General features: G+C 72.8%; 21 protein-coding genes. 10 read left to right on the top strand and 11 right to left on the bottom strand.

The annotated features are described in order from the left end of the window. Window positions 1–47: 47 nt before the first annotated feature. The 5 genes from ACFWM7_RS22175 to ACFWM7_RS22155 form a co-directional block, all read right to left on the bottom strand. The gene (locus ACFWM7_RS22175; RefSeq protein ID WP_383263150.1) at window positions 48–1,610 is read right to left on the bottom strand and encodes an alpha/beta hydrolase; all 1,563 of its coding nucleotides are present in this window, start codon (window positions 1,608–1,610) and stop codon (window positions 48–50) included. A 148-nt stretch (window positions 1,611–1,758) separates the two neighbouring features. Then, the gene (locus ACFWM7_RS22170; protein ID WP_383263149.1) at window positions 1,759–2,793 is read right to left on the bottom strand and encodes a TIGR04222 domain-containing membrane protein; all 1,035 of its coding nucleotides are present in this window, start codon (window positions 2,791–2,793) and stop codon (window positions 1,759–1,761) included. 5 nt (window positions 2,794–2,798) lie between these two features. Next, window positions 2,799–4,244 (bottom strand): DUF692 family multinuclear iron-containing protein, encoded by a 1,446-nt coding sequence (locus tag ACFWM7_RS22165; protein ID WP_383263157.1) that lies wholly within the window; start codon window positions 4,242–4,244, stop codon window positions 2,799–2,801. A gap of 122 nt (window positions 4,245–4,366) precedes the next feature. Beyond that, entirely contained in the window at window positions 4,367–5,113 is a 747-nt protein-coding gene (locus tag ACFWM7_RS22160) for a DUF4142 domain-containing protein (RefSeq protein WP_205086274.1), read from the bottom strand. A 140-nt stretch (window positions 5,114–5,253) separates the two neighbouring features. Next, window positions 5,254–5,976 (bottom strand): aminoacyl-tRNA hydrolase, encoded by a 723-nt coding sequence (locus ACFWM7_RS22155; protein ID WP_383263148.1) that lies wholly within the window; start codon window positions 5,974–5,976, stop codon window positions 5,254–5,256. Window positions 5,977–6,047: 71 nt separating this feature from the next. On the opposite strand from ACFWM7_RS22155, the gene ACFWM7_RS22150 reads away from it, so the two are divergent. Genes ACFWM7_RS22150 through ACFWM7_RS22135 form a run of 4 tightly spaced genes read left to right on the top strand, consistent with a single transcriptional unit; the run spans window position 6,048 to window position 8,750 of the window. After that, window positions 6,048–6,722 carry an AIM24 family protein gene (locus tag ACFWM7_RS22150; RefSeq protein WP_032777597.1) on the top strand — a complete coding sequence of 225 codons (675 nt, stop codon included), beginning with the start codon at window positions 6,048–6,050 and terminating at the stop codon, window positions 6,720–6,722. 50 nt (window positions 6,723–6,772) lie between these two features. Continuing rightward, window positions 6,773–7,855 (top strand): ATP-binding cassette domain-containing protein, encoded by a 1,083-nt coding sequence (locus ACFWM7_RS22145; RefSeq protein WP_383263155.1) that lies wholly within the window; start codon window positions 6,773–6,775, stop codon window positions 7,853–7,855. Next, window positions 7,852–8,520 carry an ABC transporter gene (locus ACFWM7_RS22140; protein ID WP_383263147.1) on the top strand — a complete coding sequence of 223 codons (669 nt, stop codon included), beginning with the start codon at window positions 7,852–7,854 and terminating at the stop codon, window positions 8,518–8,520. The genes ACFWM7_RS22145 and ACFWM7_RS22140 overlap by 4 nt, the downstream gene beginning before the upstream one ends. A 20-nt stretch (window positions 8,521–8,540) precedes the next feature. Beyond that, window positions 8,541–8,750: a hypothetical protein gene (locus ACFWM7_RS22135; RefSeq protein ID WP_383263153.1), complete on the top strand. Its 210-nt coding sequence runs from the start codon at window positions 8,541–8,543 to the stop codon at window positions 8,748–8,750. Here ACFWM7_RS22135 and ACFWM7_RS22130 read toward each other — a convergent pair. The 5 genes from ACFWM7_RS22130 to zapE form a co-directional block, all read right to left on the bottom strand. Further along, the gene (locus tag ACFWM7_RS22130; protein ID WP_383263145.1) at window positions 8,747–9,331 is read right to left on the bottom strand and encodes a DinB family protein; all 585 of its coding nucleotides are present in this window, start codon (window positions 9,329–9,331) and stop codon (window positions 8,747–8,749) included. The genes ACFWM7_RS22135 and ACFWM7_RS22130 overlap by 4 nt on opposite strands. A 54-nt stretch (window positions 9,332–9,385) precedes the next feature. Then, window positions 9,386–10,243, bottom strand: a complete 858-nt coding sequence (locus ACFWM7_RS22125) for a polysaccharide deacetylase family protein (protein WP_383263151.1) — start codon at window positions 10,241–10,243, stop codon at window positions 9,386–9,388. A gap of 92 nt (window positions 10,244–10,335) precedes the next feature. Next, complete coding sequence (locus ACFWM7_RS22120) at window positions 10,336–11,709, bottom strand: alkaline phosphatase PhoX (protein WP_383263144.1); 1,374 nt, start codon at window positions 11,707–11,709, stop codon at window positions 10,336–10,338. A 220-nt stretch (window positions 11,710–11,929) separates the two neighbouring features. Beyond that, complete coding sequence (locus ACFWM7_RS22115; RefSeq protein WP_383263143.1) at window positions 11,930–12,355, bottom strand: OsmC family protein; 426 nt, start codon at window positions 12,353–12,355, stop codon at window positions 11,930–11,932. A gap of 84 nt (window positions 12,356–12,439) precedes the next feature. Further along, complete coding sequence (gene zapE / locus ACFWM7_RS22110; RefSeq protein WP_383263142.1) at window positions 12,440–13,534, bottom strand: cell division protein ZapE; 1,095 nt, start codon at window positions 13,532–13,534, stop codon at window positions 12,440–12,442. Window positions 13,535–13,571: 37 nt separating this feature from the next. On the opposite strand from zapE, the gene ACFWM7_RS22105 reads away from it, so the two are divergent. The 6 genes from ACFWM7_RS22105 to ACFWM7_RS22080 all read left to right on the top strand — a co-directional run bounded on the left by ACFWM7_RS22105 (window position 13,572) and on the right by ACFWM7_RS22080 (window position 17,836). Next, window positions 13,572–14,384, top strand: coding sequence for a pyrimidine reductase family protein (locus ACFWM7_RS22105; protein WP_383263140.1), 813 nt, complete (start codon window positions 13,572–13,574; stop codon window positions 14,382–14,384). 162 nt (window positions 14,385–14,546) lie between these two features. Next, window positions 14,547–14,999 (top strand): indole-3-glycerol phosphate synthase, encoded by a 453-nt coding sequence (locus ACFWM7_RS22100; protein ID WP_205084509.1) that lies wholly within the window; start codon window positions 14,547–14,549, stop codon window positions 14,997–14,999. A gap of 68 nt (window positions 15,000–15,067) precedes the next feature. Next, window positions 15,068–16,468: a UDP-N-acetylmuramate--L-alanine ligase gene (murC, locus tag ACFWM7_RS22095; RefSeq protein ID WP_383263139.1), complete on the top strand. Its 1,401-nt coding sequence runs from the start codon at window positions 15,068–15,070 to the stop codon at window positions 16,466–16,468. Window positions 16,469–16,518: 50 nt separating this feature from the next. Beyond that, entirely contained in the window at window positions 16,519–16,926 is a 408-nt protein-coding gene (gene msrB / locus ACFWM7_RS22090; RefSeq protein WP_383263137.1) for a peptide-methionine (R)-S-oxide reductase MsrB, read from the top strand. A 98-nt stretch (window positions 16,927–17,024) separates the two neighbouring features. Then, window positions 17,025–17,354 carry a hypothetical protein gene (locus ACFWM7_RS22085; protein WP_383263135.1) on the top strand — a complete coding sequence of 110 codons (330 nt, stop codon included), beginning with the start codon at window positions 17,025–17,027 and terminating at the stop codon, window positions 17,352–17,354. Next, window positions 17,351–17,836, top strand: a complete 486-nt coding sequence (locus ACFWM7_RS22080) for a hypothetical protein (RefSeq protein WP_383263134.1) — start codon at window positions 17,351–17,353, stop codon at window positions 17,834–17,836. The genes ACFWM7_RS22085 and ACFWM7_RS22080 overlap by 4 nt, the downstream gene beginning before the upstream one ends. Window positions 17,837–17,905: 69 nt before the next feature. Here the strand turns inward: ACFWM7_RS22080 and ACFWM7_RS22075 are convergent, their stop codons facing one another. Then, window positions 17,906–18,364, bottom strand: coding sequence for a hypothetical protein (locus ACFWM7_RS22075; protein WP_383263132.1), 459 nt, complete (start codon window positions 18,362–18,364; stop codon window positions 17,906–17,908). Window positions 18,365–18,518 lie beyond the last annotated feature (154 nt).

The raw sequence follows: 18,518 nt of genomic DNA, 5'->3' as shown, positions 1-18,518 counted from the left end.
GGTGCAGGTGCGGCGGCCCCCGCTCCGTACGCCCGCCGACCTCCGGATCAGTCCAGCGACACCGGGTTCGGCTCCGGGTGCGCGGCGCAGTCCGCACCCCGCCCCGGCACCTCGCCGGTCAGCAGATACCGGCGCAGATGGTCGTCCACGCAGGCGTTCCCGGCCCCGCCGACGCCGTGCGTCCCCGCGTCCCGCTCCGTCACCAGCGAGGACCCGGGGAGCCGCTTCCGCAGCTCCAGCGCCCCCTTGTACGGGGTCGCGGCGTCCCGCTCCGCCGCCAGGATCAGCACCGGCGGCAGCTCGCCCCACCCGACCCGGACGTCCAGCGGCCGCTGCCGGGGCGCGGGCCAGAAAGCGCACGGCAGATTGGTGAAGGCGTTGTCCCAGGCCTCGAACGGCGCGACGCGCGCCAGCTCGGTGTGGTCGCGGTCCCACACCGCGAAGTCCTCGGGCCAGGGCGCGTCGTTGCACTCGACGGCCGTGTACACCGCCTGGGCGTTCTCGTTGTCCTTCGCCGCCACCGCACGCGGGGAGGCCTGCGCGACCAGCGGCTCCGGGTTGCCCCGGACGTACTCCGACAGGGCCGTCGCCCGCATCGCCCAGTAGTCGTCGTAGTAACCGGCCCCCAGGAACGCCGAGTGCAGCTGCCCCGGCCCGACCTTGCCGCCGGCCGGCTTCACCGCCAGCTCGGCGCGCACCTCGTCGTAGCGCCGTTGCACCGCCTCGGGGGTGGTCCCCAGGTGGTACACGTCGTCGTGCTTGGCGACCCAGCGGCGGAAGTCCTCCCAGCGCGTCTCGAAGGCCAGCGACTGGCCCATGTTGGAGCGGTACCAGATCTGCTCCGGGCCCGGGTCGACCGCCGAGTCGAAGACCATCCGTCGTACGTGGGAGGGGAACAGCGTCGCGTACAGCGCGCCGAAGTACGTCCCGTACGAGGCCCCCATGAACGTCAGCCGGCTCTCGCCGAGCGCGGCCCGCAGCACGTCCAGGTCCCGGGCGTTGTTCAGCGAGGTGTAGTGCCGCAGCGTCGCGCCCGCGTGCTCCGCGCAGCCCTGCGCGTACGCCTTCGCACGGGCGACGCGCCGCTCCTTGTCCGCCTCGGTCGGATGGGTCGGTGCGTCGGTCGGGCCCTTCGTGTACGCGGCGGGGTCCTGGCAACTCAGCGGGGCGGAGGAGCCGTTGACGCCGCGCGGGGCGTAGCCGACCAGGTCGTACGCCTCCGCGATCTCCTTCCACTCCGGCAGCTCCCCGGCCAGCGGGAAGGTGATGCTGGACGCGCCGGGGCCGCCCGGGTTGTAGACGAACGCGCCCTGCCGCTCCTTTGCCGGACCGGTGGCGGGCGTCCGGCTGACGGTCAGTTCGAGCTGCCGCCCGTCCGGCTCCGCGTAGTCGAGGGGCACCTTGACCGTGCCGCACTTCAGGGAGTCCGGGAGCATCTCCTCCTCGGGGCAGGCGGCGAAGTCGATCCCGGCGGCCGTGGCCCGGGCGGCGGCGATCGCGGTGCCCCGGGCCTCGGCGGAACCAGGGCGTTCCCAGGCCCCCGCCGGAGCGGAGGCGAGGGCGGACAGGACCAGGGAGCCGATCGATGTGTAGAGCGCAGCAGTTCTCACGCGCGGGGGCCTCTCTGCGGATGCGGAGAGGAAGGGTCGGGCGGCCGGGCGAATATGTCCAGCACCGCCCCGGAATGTCACTGGAATCCACCCTGACGGCCGATCAAAGTCCGTACATACGCGACTGATTCAGGCTTTAGGGGGCGCTTCAGGAGCCGCCGCCCCCACCGCCGCAGCCGCCGCCCCCGCCCCCACAGCTGGAACCCCCTGAGCTGCCGCAGCTCGACCCGCCGCCGCCTCCGCACCCGGACCCCGAGGAGCACCCGGAGCCGCCCCCGCAGCTCGACCCGGACCCGCCCCCGGTCGAACCGCCGCAGCTGGAGCCGCCGGGATGGGACGCGGCGCACCAGACCGTCGCCGCGCCGACGGCGGTGACACCCGTCGCCGTGGACCCGCCGACGCGCGCGGAGGAGCGTCGGCGCGGAGCGCTCAGCCGTGCCGCGGCCGTCAACTGGGCCTGGAACACCGGGTCCGGCAGAGCGCGCAGACCCAGGGTGGCGACGAGATGGGCGGGGGTCACCACGTAGGCGTAGGCGGCCCGGAACGCCTGGGCGGCGTGCCGCCCCGACGCAGTGAGGCGGCCCGCGGCGGAGTTGGCGACGATCAGCCCGGTGAATGAGCCGATCACGATCGCGGGCAGCATCTTCATGATGAACGGGACCGAGAAGTCCAGGGAGTCGTCCGTGGCGAACTGGACGAACGTCAGCAACATGCTCAGCGGCACAGCGATCAGGCACACGATCCCCTGGGTCATCCCCCACCGCCGCAGCGGGCGGAGCCGGTGGGGCGCCACCAGCAGCCCGCGCGCCGCGAGCGCGTCGCCGACCTCCTGGACCGCCGGGTGCCGCATCACCGCTTCCCGCAGGACGTGCAGGGCGCCGTTCGGGGCGGCGGCCAGCTCCTGGAACACCGCGCGTTCCACCGGGTCGTTCGCCTGTGCCCGCTGTACGGCGACGATGCCCGGCCCGCCGACGACCAGCCGGCCGTCCGCGTGCAGGGCGGTCAGGGCGGTGTCGACGACCCTGGCCGGACCGCCGTTCAGGAACGCGACCTCGTACAGGTCGTGAAGTTCGGGGCGGGGGCCCGGAGAGGGGCGGCGGGACCGCTCGGCCACCGCCTTGACGACGAGCAGCATGGACGAGACGACGACCCCGAGGGTCGCCAGCAGAGCGAGCGTGTTCATGGCGGTCACTTCCCCACGAGGACGGCACGGGCCGCCCGGACCAGACGGGTCGTACGGCGCGGGGGCCGGGCGCCCGAACGGTCCTGCCACCAGTACGTCAGCCGGCGCCGCGCCACCGGATCGGCGGGACCGCCCGCGATGAGCACGTGCTCCGCGAAGTCCAGGGCGTCACGGCGGTAGCCACCGGACATCGGGCGGCTCCCGGCGTACGCGAGGAACGCGGCGCGGTAGCCGTCGCCGACGATCTCCGGCAGTTCGGGGGCCACCTTGGCGACGACGTCGGCGCGCTTGGCGGCCAGCGCCCGGCTCTGCACCCGCAGCCGCCGGTGGTCGAAGCCCTCGGGGGCCGGCGTACCGGCCACGAGAGCGGAGAGCAGGGCGGTCTGCGCGACGGCGGTACGGTCCCGGGTGCCGGCGAGGGCGGGGGTGGGAGCGGCTGTACGGGCCCCGGCGCCGGCGGTGTCGTCGGACGCGGGAGCCGGGTCGGGGCGCGAGTCCGCGCTCGGGACCGCGCTCGCGACGGGCCTCGGGTCCGCCGAGGATGCCACCTGCCCGGGGCCGTGACCCGGGTCCACCGAGGGCGCGGCCTTCCTCGGCGTCCCCCGGTCCCGCTCCGGGCCCACCGAGGGCGCGGCACTCCGCAACGTCGCCCGGATCGCGTCCAGTTCGCCCGCCAGCTCCCCGGCCGGCGGGAAGGCGTCGTCCCGCTCCAGCAGCACGCCCGGCGGGTCGACCCGGGAGCGCAGCTCGGCCAGCACCTCCAGGACGGGTTCGGACACCGGGTGGGCGTGCGTGTCGTGCCAGACGCCGTTCTTCTCGACCCCGCCCGCCACATGGACGTACGCGATGGCCTCCACCGGCAGCTCGTCCAGCGCCTTCGCCGGGTCCTGGCCGAGGTTGACGTGATTGGTGTGCAGGTTGGCCACATCGATGAGCAGCCGCACCCCGGTCCGCTCGACCAGCTCCGCCAGGAACTGTCCCTCGGTCATCTCCTCGTCCGGCCAGGTGATCAGCGCGGCGATGTTCTCCAGGGCGAGCGGCACCGGCAGCGAGTCCTGGGCGATCCGCACGTTCTCGCACAGCACGTCCAGCGCGTCCCAGGTGCGGGGCACCGGCAGCAGATGCCCGGCCTCCAGCCTCGGCGACGCGGTCAGCGGCCCCCCGGCCCGTACGAACGCGATGTGCTCGGTCACCAGCGGCGTCCCCAGCAGTTCGGCACGCGCCGCGAGACCGGCGAGCCGGTCGGGGTCCGGGCGGTCCGCGCCGCCGAGACCGAGCGCCACCCCGTGCGGCACGACCGTGACCCCGCGCTCGCGGAGCCGTAGCAGGGAGTCCGGAAGATGGTCGGCGCAGAGGTTCTCCGCGACCGCCTCGACCCAGTCGATCCCGGTCAGCGCCTCCACCTCGCCCGCGATCTCCGGCCGCCAGCCGATACCGATGCCCAGTTCCATGACGTCCCCCGTCCCCCCGCTCACCTCGTTCTGTCCCGGGGTCATGGCCCCGTCGCGCGGCGATGAACCCGACCAGGGGGACGTTCAGAGCTTCATTTGAGGTTCCGGGACCGCCGCCCTCGTTACGGCATCGGCATCATCGTGGGCGGCACCGGGCGCGAGGTGAAGGACTGGTCGCCGGTCGGCGTCGCCGGCACCGGGGCCAGGGGGGCCTGCCCGTCCCGGGGCATCGACGGGCCCGAAGGACTGGCCGTCGACCCGCTCGCCGCCTCGCGCGCCAGGGCGTCGAAGTCGACGAACCCGGTGGCCTCCAGCATGGTGATGTGGTCCAGCACGGTCTGGTTGGCGTCGCTCGCCAACTGCCGGATCAGCGTGTTCCGGGTGGTGTGGCGGACCTGGCCGATCAGGCCGAAGACCTTGCCGTGGGCGGCCCGCAGGATATTGGCGAACTTCCGCTCGTACGTGTCCCCGCTCGCCGCCGTCAGCTCCCGCAACCACTCCTGCTGCTGGGCGGTCGGCTGGTTGGGCAGCTCCACCCCGAGCTTCGCCGCGACGTCCCGGGCCCGCCGGTCCAGGTCCGTGTGCCCGACGACGAGGTGGTCCCCGGCGGCCTTCGTCGCCTCGCTGGGGGCCCGTTCGATCGCCTGCTGCCCGGCGGGCAGCTCCCACAGTCCGGCCAGCCGCACCTTGACCAGGAAGTCCCGGTCGGTCGCGGAGAGCGGCCCCCACTGGGTGGCGACGCTGGAGGCGTTGAGATTCGCCTCGCCGGTGCCCGAACGGTCCGCGTAGGACCAGACGGGGAACGCGAGCGCGCCGAGGGTGGCGACCAGGGCCGCGATGATGAGGGCCGTGCCGTTGATGCGTCGCAACAAGGTGTCTCCCGGGCCTAAGCGTGACAGCGTCGATCGAACAGGCGTCAATCAACCGCCAATCGACCGGCTGTGCAGGCTACTTGGCGGTAATGCCGACAGGGCAGTACCGGGAGATACGGAGAAGGAACCAGAAATGTTCAGCGGCGCAGCGCCGGATGGTCGGCGACGACCGTGCAGGACCCCGGGGCGACCTCGGTGAACCCCGCGTCGCGCACCACCGGCAGCCCGCTCACCGTCAGCTCCCGCCAGCGCTCCGCCCCGGGGGTGGCCACGGAGAGCGGGAACCCGGCCTCGCGCCAGGCCTTGCGCTCGGTGTCGGACAGCTCCCACCAGGCGAGCTGCGCACCGTGCCCGGCCTGGGCCATCGTCTTGCCCGCCGACATGTCGACATCGGGGTTCAGCCACAGCATCGGGCCCGAGAGATCGGGTGCGGCGGGCGGCTCGGGGTCCTCCAGGTCGGTGCCCGACACCTGGAGCTTGGCCAGCTCCTTGGGCCAGCCGTCCAGCGGGATCGGCGGGAACACCCGTACCTCCGCGCCGTCCTCGCCCGTCACCGTGATGCCGTCCAGCGCCGCGGCCTTGCGCCACTCCGCGCCGCGCGCCCGGCGCACGACCTTGCGGATCCGGGCGTCCTGCCAGTCCCGCATCGCCGCCGCCCACTCGCCGTCCCCGAGGGACCGCTCGTCGGAGAGGATCGTCAGCACCGCGCGGGCGGCGGCCCGCAGCGCGTCGGTGCGGGCGGGCGGGTCCGTCTTCTCCAGGTGGAGCACCAGCGGCAGCACGAACTGCGGCGCCTGGTCGCGGTCGGTCGGACCGTTGTGGAACGGGCTTTCGGAGACAGGGGTGTCGTTGCTGGTCACCGTCCCAGTCTGCCAGGCGGGACGGTTCACCTGCTTGGCGGAACGAACGGGTCCGGGTGAGGATGCTCCGCATGAAGAGCGATCTCTTTTCCAGCGAGCACATGGCCCAGCCGGCCACCGCCCCCGGCATGACCCTGCAGAACGCCAAGTCGATCAAGTACGCCGTCAACGGGGAGATGCACGCCCGGCAGGGCTCGATGATCGCCTTCCGCGGCAACCTCCAGTTCGAGCGCAAGGGCCAGGGCATCGGCGGCATGCTCAAGCGCGCGGTCACCGGCGAGGGCCTCGCGCTGATGGCGGTCCGGGGCCAGGGCGAGGCGTGGTTCGCCCACGAGGCGGCGAACTGTTTCATCGTGGAGCTGGACCAGGGCGACTCGATCACCATCAACGGCCGCAACGTCCTGTGCTTCGACCCCACGCTCTCCTACGAGATCAAGACCGTGAAGGGCGCCGGCATGGTCGGCGGCGGCCTCTTCAACAGCGTCTTCACGGGCTACGGGAAGCTCGGCCTGATGTGCGAGGGCACCCCGATCGTGATCCCCGTGACGGCCGCCCAGCCGGTGTACGTGGACACGGACGCGGTCGTCGGCTGGAGCCAACAGCTCACGACCAGCCTCAACCGCTCCCAGAGCGTCGGCTCGATGGTGCGCGGCGGCTCCGGCGAGGCCGTACAGCTGATGCTCCAGGGCGAGGGTTTCGTCATCGTGCGGCCGAGCGAGGCCCGGCCCGAGAAGACCTCCAACTGAGCCTGGAGCTACGGGGGGTGGGCCACCGGTACGGCTTCGGCGGGCGCTGGGTGCTGCGCGGGGTCGACCTAGCCCTGCCCGCCCGGGCCCTGGTCCGGGTGGAGGGCGGCAACGGCGCCGGGAAGTCGACCCTGCTGCGGCTGCTCGCCGGGATCGACGCACCGGCCGAGGGGCGGATCACCGGCCGCCCGGCCCGTACGGCGTACGTCCCCGAGCGCTTCCCGGCGGCACTGCCCCTGACCGCCACCGGCTACCTCGTCCACCTCGGCCGGATCCACGGACTGCGGACCGCGGAGGCGAAGCGGCGGGCGGGGGAGTGGCTGACCCGGTTCGGGGCGGCGGAGCACGCCCGTACGCCGCTCGCCGAACTCTCCAAGGGCACCAGCCAGAAGGTCGCCGTCGCCCAGGCGTTGCTCGCCGCCCCGGACCTGCTGGTCCTGGACGAGGCATGGACCGGGCTCGACACCGCCGCCCGCGCCGAACTCGACCGCGCCGTGGCCGAACGTGTCGCGGCCGGCGGCACCGTCGTCTTCGTCGACCACGACCCGCGACGCCTCGCCGGGGCGGCCGGCCTCACTCTGCGGACCGGGGGCGGCGGGGTGCGCACGGTGACCGCTTCGGCGGCGACCGGACCCACCAGCGGCCCCCGGGTCCTGATCGAGGCCGTGGGCCCGCCCGGCGCGGTGCTGCCGGCGGATCTGCCGGGCGGCCCGATCCGGGAGCGGCAGGCCGACGAGTGCACCGGCGCGGACTCCCGCCCCGGCTCTGGCCTGAGCTTTGGGCCGGACTCCGGGCCGGGCTCGGGCTGGGGCCCCTACTCGGGCCCCGGACCGGGCTCCGGTTCCGGCTCGGGCCCCGGGCCGGGCTCCGGACCGGGCTTCGGTTCCGGACCGGGCTCGGGCTCCGGTTCCGGACCGGGCTCCGGCTCGGGCTCCGGATCCGGCTCGGGCTCCGGCTCCGTACGCCTCACCGTTCCTGCGCCGTACTCCGACGCGCTCCTGGAAGCCCTGCTGACGGCCCGCCCGCCCTGGCACATCCGGCAGGTCGTCCCGGAGGAGGCACCCGTGCAGGCCGCCGCCCCCGCACCGGCCACGCCACCCGAGGCAGCAGCCGAGGTGTCGGAATCACCATGACCGCCCTCCTCCGCTACCAGGCCGCCCTGCTCGTCCGCTCCCAGCGCTGGCTGGCGCCCCTCCTGCTGTACGCGGCCGTCCTCGCGGTCGGCGTACAGGGCGGGCAGCCCGTGCTGGGCTCGCTCGGCGTCTCGGCCGCCGCCCTGCTGCCCGTCACCGCATGGGCCGTTCACCTCTGCGTCGGCCAGGAGCCGCCCGCCGCCCGGACAGTCGCCTCGGCCGCCGTGGGGCCCCGGCGGGTCCACCTGGCCGCGCTGCTCACCGCGATGGGCTGCGCTGCGGTGCTCGCCGTGGTGACGACCGCTGTCGTGCTGCTCGTCAGCAGCCCGGTCACCGACGACGGCGCCCGGGCGGTCTCCCGGCCGTCCGCCGCGCTCGCCGGACTGCTCGCCGCCCTGTGCTGCGTACTGCTGGGGGCGGCTGTGGGGGCGCTCAGCTCCCGCCCGGTGCCGGTCCGCCGGGGCTGGTCGGTCGCGGCGGCCGTGCTCGGGTCGCTCCTCGCCCTCGTGACCACCGGATCCCCAGCGCGGTACGCGGTCACCGCCCTGGTCACGGGATCGCGGACCGGGACGTTCCAGCCGCCCGTCCTGCCGTCGCTCGGGGCGGCGGTGCTCGCCGGGGCGGTGGCGTTTCTCGTCTGCCGGCTCGCCGCCCGGCACGGGTGAGTAGGCTCGTGAACGTGGACATGGACGACACGGACGACACGTACTGCGAGGCTCCGGGGCCGACCGCGTCTGCCCCGCCGACCCCGCCCGCCGGAGCCGCCGAGGGCGCTCCGTACGCCGAGTGCGTGCTGTGCCGCGAGCCGACCGAGTACCCGGAGTCGACGAAGGGCGCCACGCTCTGCCCGGTCTGCGCCTGGCAGGAGGCGGGCCGCACGGCCTGCTCCGGCTAGGCCTTGATCGGGGCGGCCGATCGGGCGGCCTGCTCGATCTTGGCGCAGTAGGCCGCGCGGGCTTCCTCGTCGACCGGCTGCTCGTGCTCGGCGCGCAGCCCGGTCCGGCCGTCGAGCCCCTCGCGCAGGATGTCGGCCTGCCCGGTGTGCCGGATGGACTCGCCGAGGACATGGACCATGACGGCGAACAGGTTCGTCTTGCGGTGAGGCTCCGGCCACCACGGCACCTGGCCGGGGGCGTCGAGGGGAAGAGCGTCGATCGTGGCGTCCGCGTGCTCCCACGTGCGTCGGTAGAACCCGATGATCTGGTCGCGGGTCTCGTCCTCGGCCGCCCACTGATCGCTGCCGTCGGAGTCATGCCACCGGCACAGCGGTTCCGGGGAAGGACGGTCGAAGACCTCGCCGAAGTACCGGGCCTCGACGGTGGCCACGTGTTTGACCAGGCCGAGGAGGTTGGTCCCGGTCGCCGTCAACGGTCGGCGGGCGTCGTACTCGGACAGGCCGTCGAGCTTCCAGAGCAGCGCTTCGCGGTCCCGCCGCAGCCTCCCGTGCAGGTTGTCCTTGGCCAATTCATCGATCATGAGGCAAAAACCTTTCGTGGGCTGTCGCCATAAACTCACGGGAGTGACCTCCTGTCACGGGCGGTCGTCCATCAGCTCCGACACCTTCACGAACCGGTAGCCGCGCTCGCGCAGTTCCGGCACGATCCGGCGTACCGCCGCCTCGGTGGCCGGGGCCGCGCTGCGGGTGCAGTGCATCACCACCAGCGAACCCGGCCGCACCCCGTCCAGCACCTGTTCGGCCACCGCGTCCGCGTCCGTGGCGAAGGCGTCTCCGCTGACCACGTCCCACTGCACCGCCGTCACGTTCGCCGAGGCCAGCGCGCGCAGCGCCGTGTCGTCGTAGCAGCCGCCGGGGAAGCGGAAGTACGGCACCACGTTCCGCACCCCCGCCTTCCGGAACGCCGTGAAGGCGCGTTCCACGTCGCGGGTCATCGCGGTCTTCCCCACCACCGGCAGGCCGTAACAGGGGGAGCTGAAGGCGTGGTGGCTGTACGAGTGGTTGGCGACCTCGAACAAGGGATCCGCGCCGATGGCCTTCGCCTGCGCCGGGTACTCCTCGGCCCAGCGTCCGGTCATGAAGACGGTGGAGGGCACCTTCAGCCGGCGCAGCACCGCGACCAGCTCCGGGTTGTCGAACCGCTCGCCAGAGGCCGCCCGGGGGCCCTGATCGGCCGTCATGTCGGCGTCGAACGTGAGCGCCACGACCTTCTCCGCCGCCGCGCCCGAGCCGTTCCCGCCGGTCGGCCTCCGCTCGAAGACCGGGGTGCGGCCCGCCGGGCCGGGGGCCATCGTGGGCGGCTTCTCCGGAGCGACGGGGGCCGGAGCCGTAGGGGTGGGCGGGGGAGCGGGTGCGGGGGCGGACCCCCCGCACCCGGCCAGGGCGGCGCCGGTCAGCACCCCCGCGACCGTCAGAGTCGTCGTCTTCCGCATCTTCCGCGCAGCAGTGATCACCCACGGAAAATATCTGACAATACGGTCATTACGAGTAATGGCGCTCCGGCGTCCCCGCGGGGAGAGCTACCTCAGCACCATGGCCCCGTCACCGCGAACGTCGTCCCCGGCGTGTAGCAGTTCACGTACATCGTCGAACCGTCCGGCGAGAACGTGACCCCCGCGAACTCGCCCCACTCCGGCTCCTCGGGCGTCCCGATGTTCTGCCGCCCGCGCGCCATCGTGTACACCTCGCCCCGCCGGGTCACCCCGAGCACGTGCTGCGCGCCGCCGCCGTCCTCGCAGACCATCAGCCCGCCGTCGGCCGCGAGGCAGATGTTGTCGGGGGACTCGCCGGGCAGCTGGATGTCGGTGTCCGGGCCGAAGATCACCACCAGGGTCAGCCGGCGCTTCTTCGGCTCGTAGCGCCACACCTGCCCGTAGTGGTCGGCCGCCGAGCCCTCGTCGCGGTGGGCGAAGCTGGAGACGAAGTAGACGGACGAGCCGCCCCAGTAGCACCCCTCCAGCTTCTGGGCGTGCGTGATGCCCTTCGGGCCGAAGTCCTGGAGCCGGATCGGGGTCTCGGCCGCCAGCGGATCCGGTACGGGCACCCACTCGATCCGGTCGAAGCTGGTCCCCGTCTCCTGCACCACCGACAGGTCCGGCACGCCCGGCACCCGCATCGCCTCCAGCGCCCCGCCCGCCCGCAACGAACCGGTGCCGCCGAGCGGCTTCTCGGGCAGGAAGCGGTAGAAGAGCCCGAACGGCTTGTCGAACGCGTCCTCCGTCTCGTACACGATCCCCGACTTCGGGTCGACGGCGATCGCCTCGTGCTGGAAGCGGCCCATCGCGGTCAGCGGCACGGCCCCGGTGCGGCGCGGATCGGCGCCGTCCACCTCGAAGATGAAGCCGTGGTCCTTGGTGTACCCGTTGGTCCCGGCCTTGTCCTCGTTCTCCTCGCAGGTCAGCCAGGTGCGCCAAGGGGTCGGCCCGCCCGCGCAGTTGACCGCCGTACCCGCGATGGCGACGCGCTCGCCGAGCACCTTGTTGCGGCCGTCCAGCTCCAGCGACGTACAGCCGCCCTTGGCCGCCGGGTCGTACGTCAGCCCCGCAATCGTCGGCACACCGATCTCGGCCGTGTGCCGGTTCTCGTGGTTGCGGACGAGGTGGATCCGGCCGTGGCGGCCGGGCAGAGCGGCCATGCCGTCGTGGTTGCTCGGCACCGGCCCCTCGCCGGAGCGCAGCGGCTCGCCCTCCCGGGACAGCACCCGGTAGCGGAATCCTTTCGGCAGGTCGAGCAGACCGTCCGGATCGGGGACGAGGGGGCCGTAGCCGCCGTGGCCGCGCGCGGCTGCCGTGCCCGCGAAGAGTTCGGAGAAGGCCCCCGTGAAGGCGATCGCGGCGGCTGCGCCGCTGCCGGCCAGGACCTGACGTCGGGTTGCGGTGGAGCGGGGTGCGGTTGACATGAGGTGACTCCCTGTTGGCGGACAGGTGAAGTGACCCGCACGTGTGTAGCACGCACAGAGGCGCGGGGGGAACCATGCGCACCCCCGCGCCTCGTGTTGCTGCTGGGACGGCCCTGATGGGAGCAGCCGTACGCCGGCGGCCGGGCCGGCTCGCCCGAGAGGCCGGGCCGGTGACGCCGAACCGGGCCGGTGACGCCGAACCGGGCGGCGAGGCCGTCCGTCAGGCCAGCTTGGCCGACAGCGTGATCTTCGTGCCCGTCAGCGCCTGGCTGACCGGGCAGTTCGCCTTGGCGTCCTCGGCGGCCTTCACGAAGGCCTCCTCGTCCAGGCCGGGGACCGTGCCCTCGACCGTCAGGTGGATGCCGGTGATGCCGGTGCCGGGCTGGAAGGTGACCTCGGCCTTCGTCTCCAGCTTGGTGGACGGGGTGCCGGCCCCCGCGAGGCCGTGGGAGAGCGCCATCGAGAAGCAGCTGGAGTGCGCGGCCGCGATCAGCTCCTCCGGGCTGGTCTTGCCGTTCGCCGCCTCGGAGCGGGACGGCCAGGAGACGTCGTACTCACCGACGCCGGAGGAGTCGAGGGAGACGACCCCCTTGCCCTCGATCAGGTTGCCTTCCCAGACCGTGTGCGCCTGACGCGTGGTAGCCATGCTGGATCCCTTCGAACGGTGTGCGCGGTTGTACGGGATAACAAGGGGCACTTCGCGGTGTCCCGTTGCGTTACGCCCCCGAACCTACTGCGCCACCAGCCCCTTCGCGTCACGTGCCAGCGCCGTCAGCCGGGAGATCGCCCGGAAGTACTTCTTCCGGTACCCGCCGTTCAGCATCTCGTCGCTGAACAGCTGGTCGAACGGCAGCCCGGAGGCGAGCACCGGCACCTCCCGGTCGTACAGCCGGTCGGCCAGCACCACCAGGCGCAGCGCGGTCGACTGGTCGGGCACCGCCGTCACCCCGGTCAGGCAGACCGCGCCCAGCTCGTCGGTGAGCGCGCCGTACCGGCTCGGGTGCACCTTCGCCAAGTGCTCCAGCAGCCCCGGGAAGTCGTCCAGCGACGCGCCCGGCGTGGCGTACGCGGCCCGGGTCACCTGCTCGTCGGTGTACGGCGGCGGGGCCTCGGGCAGACCCCGGTGCCGGTAGTCCTCGCCGTCGATCCGCAGCGGGCGGAAGTGCGCGGACAGGCCCTGGATCTCCCGCAGGAAGTCGGCCGCGGCGAACCGGCCCTCGCCGAGCTTGCCCGGCAGCGTGTTCGAGGTCGCGGCCAGCGCCACTCCGGCCTCCACGAGCCGGCTGAGCAGCGAGGAGACCAGCACGGTGTCGCCCGGGTCGTCCAGCTCGAACTCGTCGATGCACAGGAGCCGGTGCCCGCTGAGGGTCCGCACGGTCTGCTGGAAGCCCAGCGCGCCCACAAGGTTTGTCAGCTCCACGAACGTGCCGAACGCCTTGAGCGACGGCTCGGCGGGCGTGGCGTGCCACAGGGAGGCCAGCAGGTGGGTCTTGCCGACGCCGTAGCCGCCGTCCAGATACACCCCGCGCGGCCCGGTCGGCGCGGCCGGCTTCTTGCTCCCGAACCACTTGCGGCGGCCGGAACCCGTCGCGTGTGCCCCACCGAGCCCGGCGGCGAAGCCGGCCAGGACCGTGACGGCCTCGCTCTGGCTGGGCTGGTTCGGGTCGGGCACGTACGTGTCGAAGCGCACCGAGTCGAAGCGCGGCGGCGGCACCATCTCGGCGACCAGACGGTCGGCGGGGACGTGCGGCTCGCGGGCGCACAGGGACAGCGGGGCCGTTTCGGCAAGGGGGCTCTGCCCCGGAAACGCGGTGGATGACGACACAACTCTCCACCCTAAGGCCCGTGCCAGACTGCAACCCATGCGAAGCCTGTTCCCTGTGACGGACCTGACAACAACGGGCGCCCCGGGGGGGGAGAACCCGCCCGGGCCGCTCACCGACCGCGAGTGGAGCCTCGACGAACTGGCCGAGGCGTACGCGTACCCCTCGGACCTCCCCGCCGCGGCCCCCTGGCTGCGCGCTAACATGGTCTCCACCCTCGACGGGGCCGCCCAGCACGACGGCCGCTCGCAGCCCATCTCCTGCGCCTCCGACATGCGGATCTTCGGCACGCTGCGGGGCCTGGCCGACGTGGTGATCGCCGGGGCCGAGACCGTACGCCTGGAGGGGTACCGTCCGGCCCGTGCCCGGGAGGCGTTCGCCGCGCGGCGAACGGCGGCCGGGCAGGGCCCCGCGCCCGCCGTCGCGGTGGTGAGCGGCTCCCTGGACCTGGACTTCTCGCTGCCGCTGTTCACCGGGCCGCTCGTCCCCACGCTCGTGGTGACCGGCGCAGGGGCCCCCGCCGACCGGATCGAGGCGGCCCGGAAAGCGGGCGCGGAGGTCGTGATCGCGGGCGAGGGCGCCCGGGTGGACCCGGCCCGGGTGGTGCGCGAGCTGGCCGACCGGGGGCTGCGGCGCCAGCTCACCGAGGGCGGGCCCCGGCTGCTCGGCCAGTTCGTGGCGGCCGGGGCGCTGGACGAGCTGTGCCTGACGATCTCCCCGATGCTTACTGCGGGTGACGCTCAGCGGATTGCCGGGGGCCCCGGGGTCGCCGTGCCGGAACGTTTTTTCCTCGCATCGCTGCTGGAAGAGGCCGGGTTCCTCTTCTCTCGGTACCGTCGGACCGACAGTTAGCGGAATTTCCCGTTCCGCTTAGCTCCGGATGGGCACACTTACCCCTGCAACCCCGTGGAAGCACGGGGAAGGATGGTTTCAGCAGACGACCGTCGACCGCCGATCCCGGGGTCGACGAGACGAAGAAGCAGAAGGGCGCCTGTCGTGTTCACAAGCGTTTTGATGATCGAGAAGCCGCTCACTCCCGAGGACGTGGACTTCGTCACCACGCTCCACGGTGAGGAGCGGATCTCGTTCGTCGTTCTGTTGCAGCCGCGCGGTGACCAGGCCGATGTCCTGCTGCGCGCGATCGACGACGTGGCGATGGGGGAACTGAAGGAAGCGGTCCGCGAGGGCGAGGAGCCGGAGGGCAGCGAGGCCCGCGAACCCGCCGAGATCGGCCTCGAATACTCCCTACGGGCCCTGCGCCAGGCGGGCTCCGAGGCCGTCGGACAGGTGATCGAGGATCACCCCCTGGACAAACTGACGACCGTCGTCGAGGAGGCGGGCGCGGACGAGGTCATCGTCCTGACCGCCCCGCACTACGTGGAGGAGTTCTTCCACCGCGACTGGGCCTCCCGGGCCCGGCACAAGGTCGGCGTCCCGGTGCTCAAGCTCTTCGCGCACAGCGAATAGGCTGAAGCCGCGCGGTCCGGGTTGGCCCTCGGCCGCCGTCCGAACCGCAGCGATCCCCAGGAGCACAGATGGCACCCGGCATTCCCGCCGCCATGGAACGACCCCACTTCATCGGCATCGGCGGCGCCGGAATGTCGGGCATCGCGAAGATCCTCGCCCAGCGGGGCGCGAAGGTGGCGGGCAGCGACGCCAAGGAGTCCGCCACCGCAGAGTCGCTGCGGGCGCTGGGGGCGACCGTGCACATCGGGCACGAGGCCCGGCACCTGTCCGAGGACGCGTCCTGCGTGGTCGTCTCCAGCGCCATCCGCGCCGACAACCCGGAGCTGCTCCGGGCCAACGAGCTGGCCATCCCGGTGGTCCACCGCTCGGACGCCCTGGCCTCCCTGATGAACGGCCTGCGCGCCATCGCGGTGGCCGGTACGCACGGCAAGACGACCACCACCTCCATGCTGGCCGTCGCCCTCTCCTCGCTGAGCCTGGCCCCCTCGTACGCCATCGGCGGCGACCTGGAGGGCCCGGGCACCAACGCCACGCACGGCGAAGGGGACATCTTCGTCGCGGAGGCGGACGAGAGCGACCGCAGCTTCCAGAAGTACGACCCCGAGGTCGCGATCGTCCTCAACGTGGAGCTCGACCACCACGCGAACTACGCCTCGATGGACGAGATCTACGACTCCTTCGAGACGTTCGTCGGCAAGGTCGTCCCCGGCGGCACCCTGGTCATCTCCGCCGACCAGCCCGGTGCGGTCGAGCTGACCCGCCGGGTCCGGGACCTCGCCGACCTCAAGGTCGTCACGTACGGCTCCGCCGAGAACGCCGACGTCCGGGTCCACAAGGTCACCCCCCGCGGCCTGACCAGCGAGGTCACCGTCCTCCTGAACGGGAAGTTCCTCACCTTCACGGTCTCGGTCCCCGGCAGCCACTACGCCCACAACGCGGTCGCCGCACTCGCCGCCGGGGTCGCCCTCGGCATTCCCGCGCACAACCTGGCCTCGGCCCTCGGTTCGTACACCGGGGTCAAGCGCCGCCTCCAGCTCAAGGGCGAGGCGGCGGGCGTGCAGGTCATCGACTCGTACGCGCACCACCCGACCGAGATGACCGCCGACCTGGAGGCCATGCGCGGCGCGGCCGCGGACGCCCGCATCCTGGTCGTCTTCCAGCCGCACCTGTTCTCCCGTACGCAGGAGCTGGGCACCGAGATGGGCCAGGCCCTCGCGCTGGCCGACGCCTCCGTGGTCCTGGACATCTACCCGGCCCGCGAGGACCCGATTCCGGGCATCACCAGCGCCCTGATCATCGACGCGGCGAAGACGGCGGGAGCCGAGGTCACCGCCGTCCACGACCAGGCCGACGTCCCCGCCGCGATCGCGGGAATGGCGAAGCCGGGCGATCTCGTTCTCACCATGGGAGCGGGCGACGTCACCGACCTCGGCCCGCGCATCCTGGACCACCTGTCGAGCGCCCGGTAGCCGACCGGCCACCGAGCGAGCGACGACATCGCCGAGCTGAGGAGCGAGCCGTGCCGTACGACGTCGAGAAGCCGGACGAGCAGTGGCGGGAAGAGCTGACCCCCGCCGAGTACGCGGTGCTGCGCCAGGCCGGCACCGAGCCTGCCTTCCGCGGTGAATACACGGACACCAAGACGGCGGGCGTCTACTCCTGCCGGGCCTGCGGGTCGGAGCTGTTCCGCTCCGACACCAAGTTCGAGTCGCACTGCGGCTGGCCGTCCTTCTACGACCCGAAGGACACCGACGCGGTCGAGCTGATCGAGGACCGCAGCCACGGAATGGTCCGCACCGAGGTGCGCTGCGCCCGCTGCGGCTCGCACCTGGGCCACGTCTTCAAGGGCGAGGGCTACCCGACCCCCACGGACCAGCGCTACTGCATCAACTCGATCTCGCTGACCCTGGCGCCGGACGAGAGCTGAGCCGTCGATCCCGGTGCGCCCGGGGTGCGGCCGGCCCGACGCCGCGCCCCGGGCGATGACGACTTGAAGCGAGGTAATACGCGTCATACGCTACGTGTATGGCCAAGACGCGTATCAGCATCAGCCTCGACCAGCAGCAGGCGGACCGGATCAGGCGGCACGCGGAACGGGCCGGGCTGGACCTCTCGGCCTATTTGGTGCACGCCGCGACGCGCCAGATGGCGGAGAGCGACGCCATAGAGGAGCAGTTCGCCGGGGTGGACGCGCTGATCGCGCAGGCGGAATCGGAGGCCGGTGCCCTCGCCGAGGAGCCGGAGAGAAGCCCTGAAGAGCTGACCGAACAGCAGCGGCGTGACGTCGAGGCGGCACTGGCGCTGGTGCACGGCACCGACCGTCAGGGTGCGCGGACGCGGAGGCACGCCGAGTGAGCGGACGAGTGCCCGTGTACGACTCGGGCATGCTGATCGCGCTCGCCGACCGCAAGGCCAAGGCGGTCGCTCTCCACGAGGGAATGCGTACGTCCGCGCACCGCGCGCTGGTGCTCGGTCCCGTCCTGGCGCAGGTCTGGCGCCCGCGTCCGTCGCTGGTCCACGCTCTGGCCGTTGCGCTGAAGGACTGCACGGTGCCGCAGGCCCGGTCGTCCGAGCCGCCGATGCGGGAGACGAAGGCGGGTCGCCCGGAGTGCCTGGCGTGCGCGACCGGCCCGGACATCACCGACTGGCGGCGCATCGGGACAGCGCTCGGGCAGGCGGTGCTGCCGACGAAGAAGAGGCCGGACGCGGTGGACGCGTGGGTCGCCCTGGCCGCCGCCCGGCACGGCAGCGCGGTGATCTTCACCAGCGACCCGGAGGACCTGCTGGCATATCTGGCGGTTCTGCGGCCACCGGACGTGCATGTCGTTCCTGTGTAAGTCCGAAAGTGCCGCGCTGGATCCGGCGGGAGCGTGCTGATCGCCCCCGTGCGGGCCCGCTGCCCCGTCTCAGACCGCGTCCGTCTCCGACCGCAGCAGCGGGTGAATGACCCCCGGGAAGACGGTCGCCTGCACGACCTCCTCGGCCGACCCGCCCTGCACGACGGTCTCCGCGACGCCCCAGGGTCGCCCGGCCAGGTGGACGGTCAGGGTGTACGAGGAGGAGCAGCCGGTGCACTCGTAGCGGTCGGCCCAGGTCTCGACCTCGGTGGTGGAGCCCGGGTAGCGCTTCACGTGCCGGTGGCGGGCGTGGCAGTGGTCGCAGGTCTCGCCCGGCTCGCAGGTCCCGCCGCAGGGGCAGGGCACGTCGAAGGATTCGGCGGGCGTCCAGCGCTGCACGAGGACGGCGTCACGGGTGGCGGCGGTGTCCTTCATCGCCTTGAGGTTGCGGGCGGCCACGTTGTACGACTCACCGGTGGCAGCCATCCGGTCGCGGATGACGTCCTTGCGTCCACGGTTGGTCGTCATGGTGGTTCCTCCTGGGTTCACGCAGCCCGTCAGGAGGCTCACGAGTCGTACCGGTACCTCTCTTACGTTACCGGCCCGGCCCGGACGCTCCCGACAGAGCGGTGACTCCGCCCTCGTACGCTCATGCGAGCCAGGATAGGTTCGGTCACGCCCC

Source organism: Streptomyces sp. NPDC058375, assembly GCF_042723425.1.
Classification (GTDB): Bacteria; Actinomycetota; Actinomycetes; order Streptomycetales; family Streptomycetaceae; genus Streptomyces; species Streptomyces durocortorensis.
The sequence above is the reverse complement of the archived record's forward strand: the minus strand, read 5'-3'. Positions and strand labels throughout refer to the sequence as shown.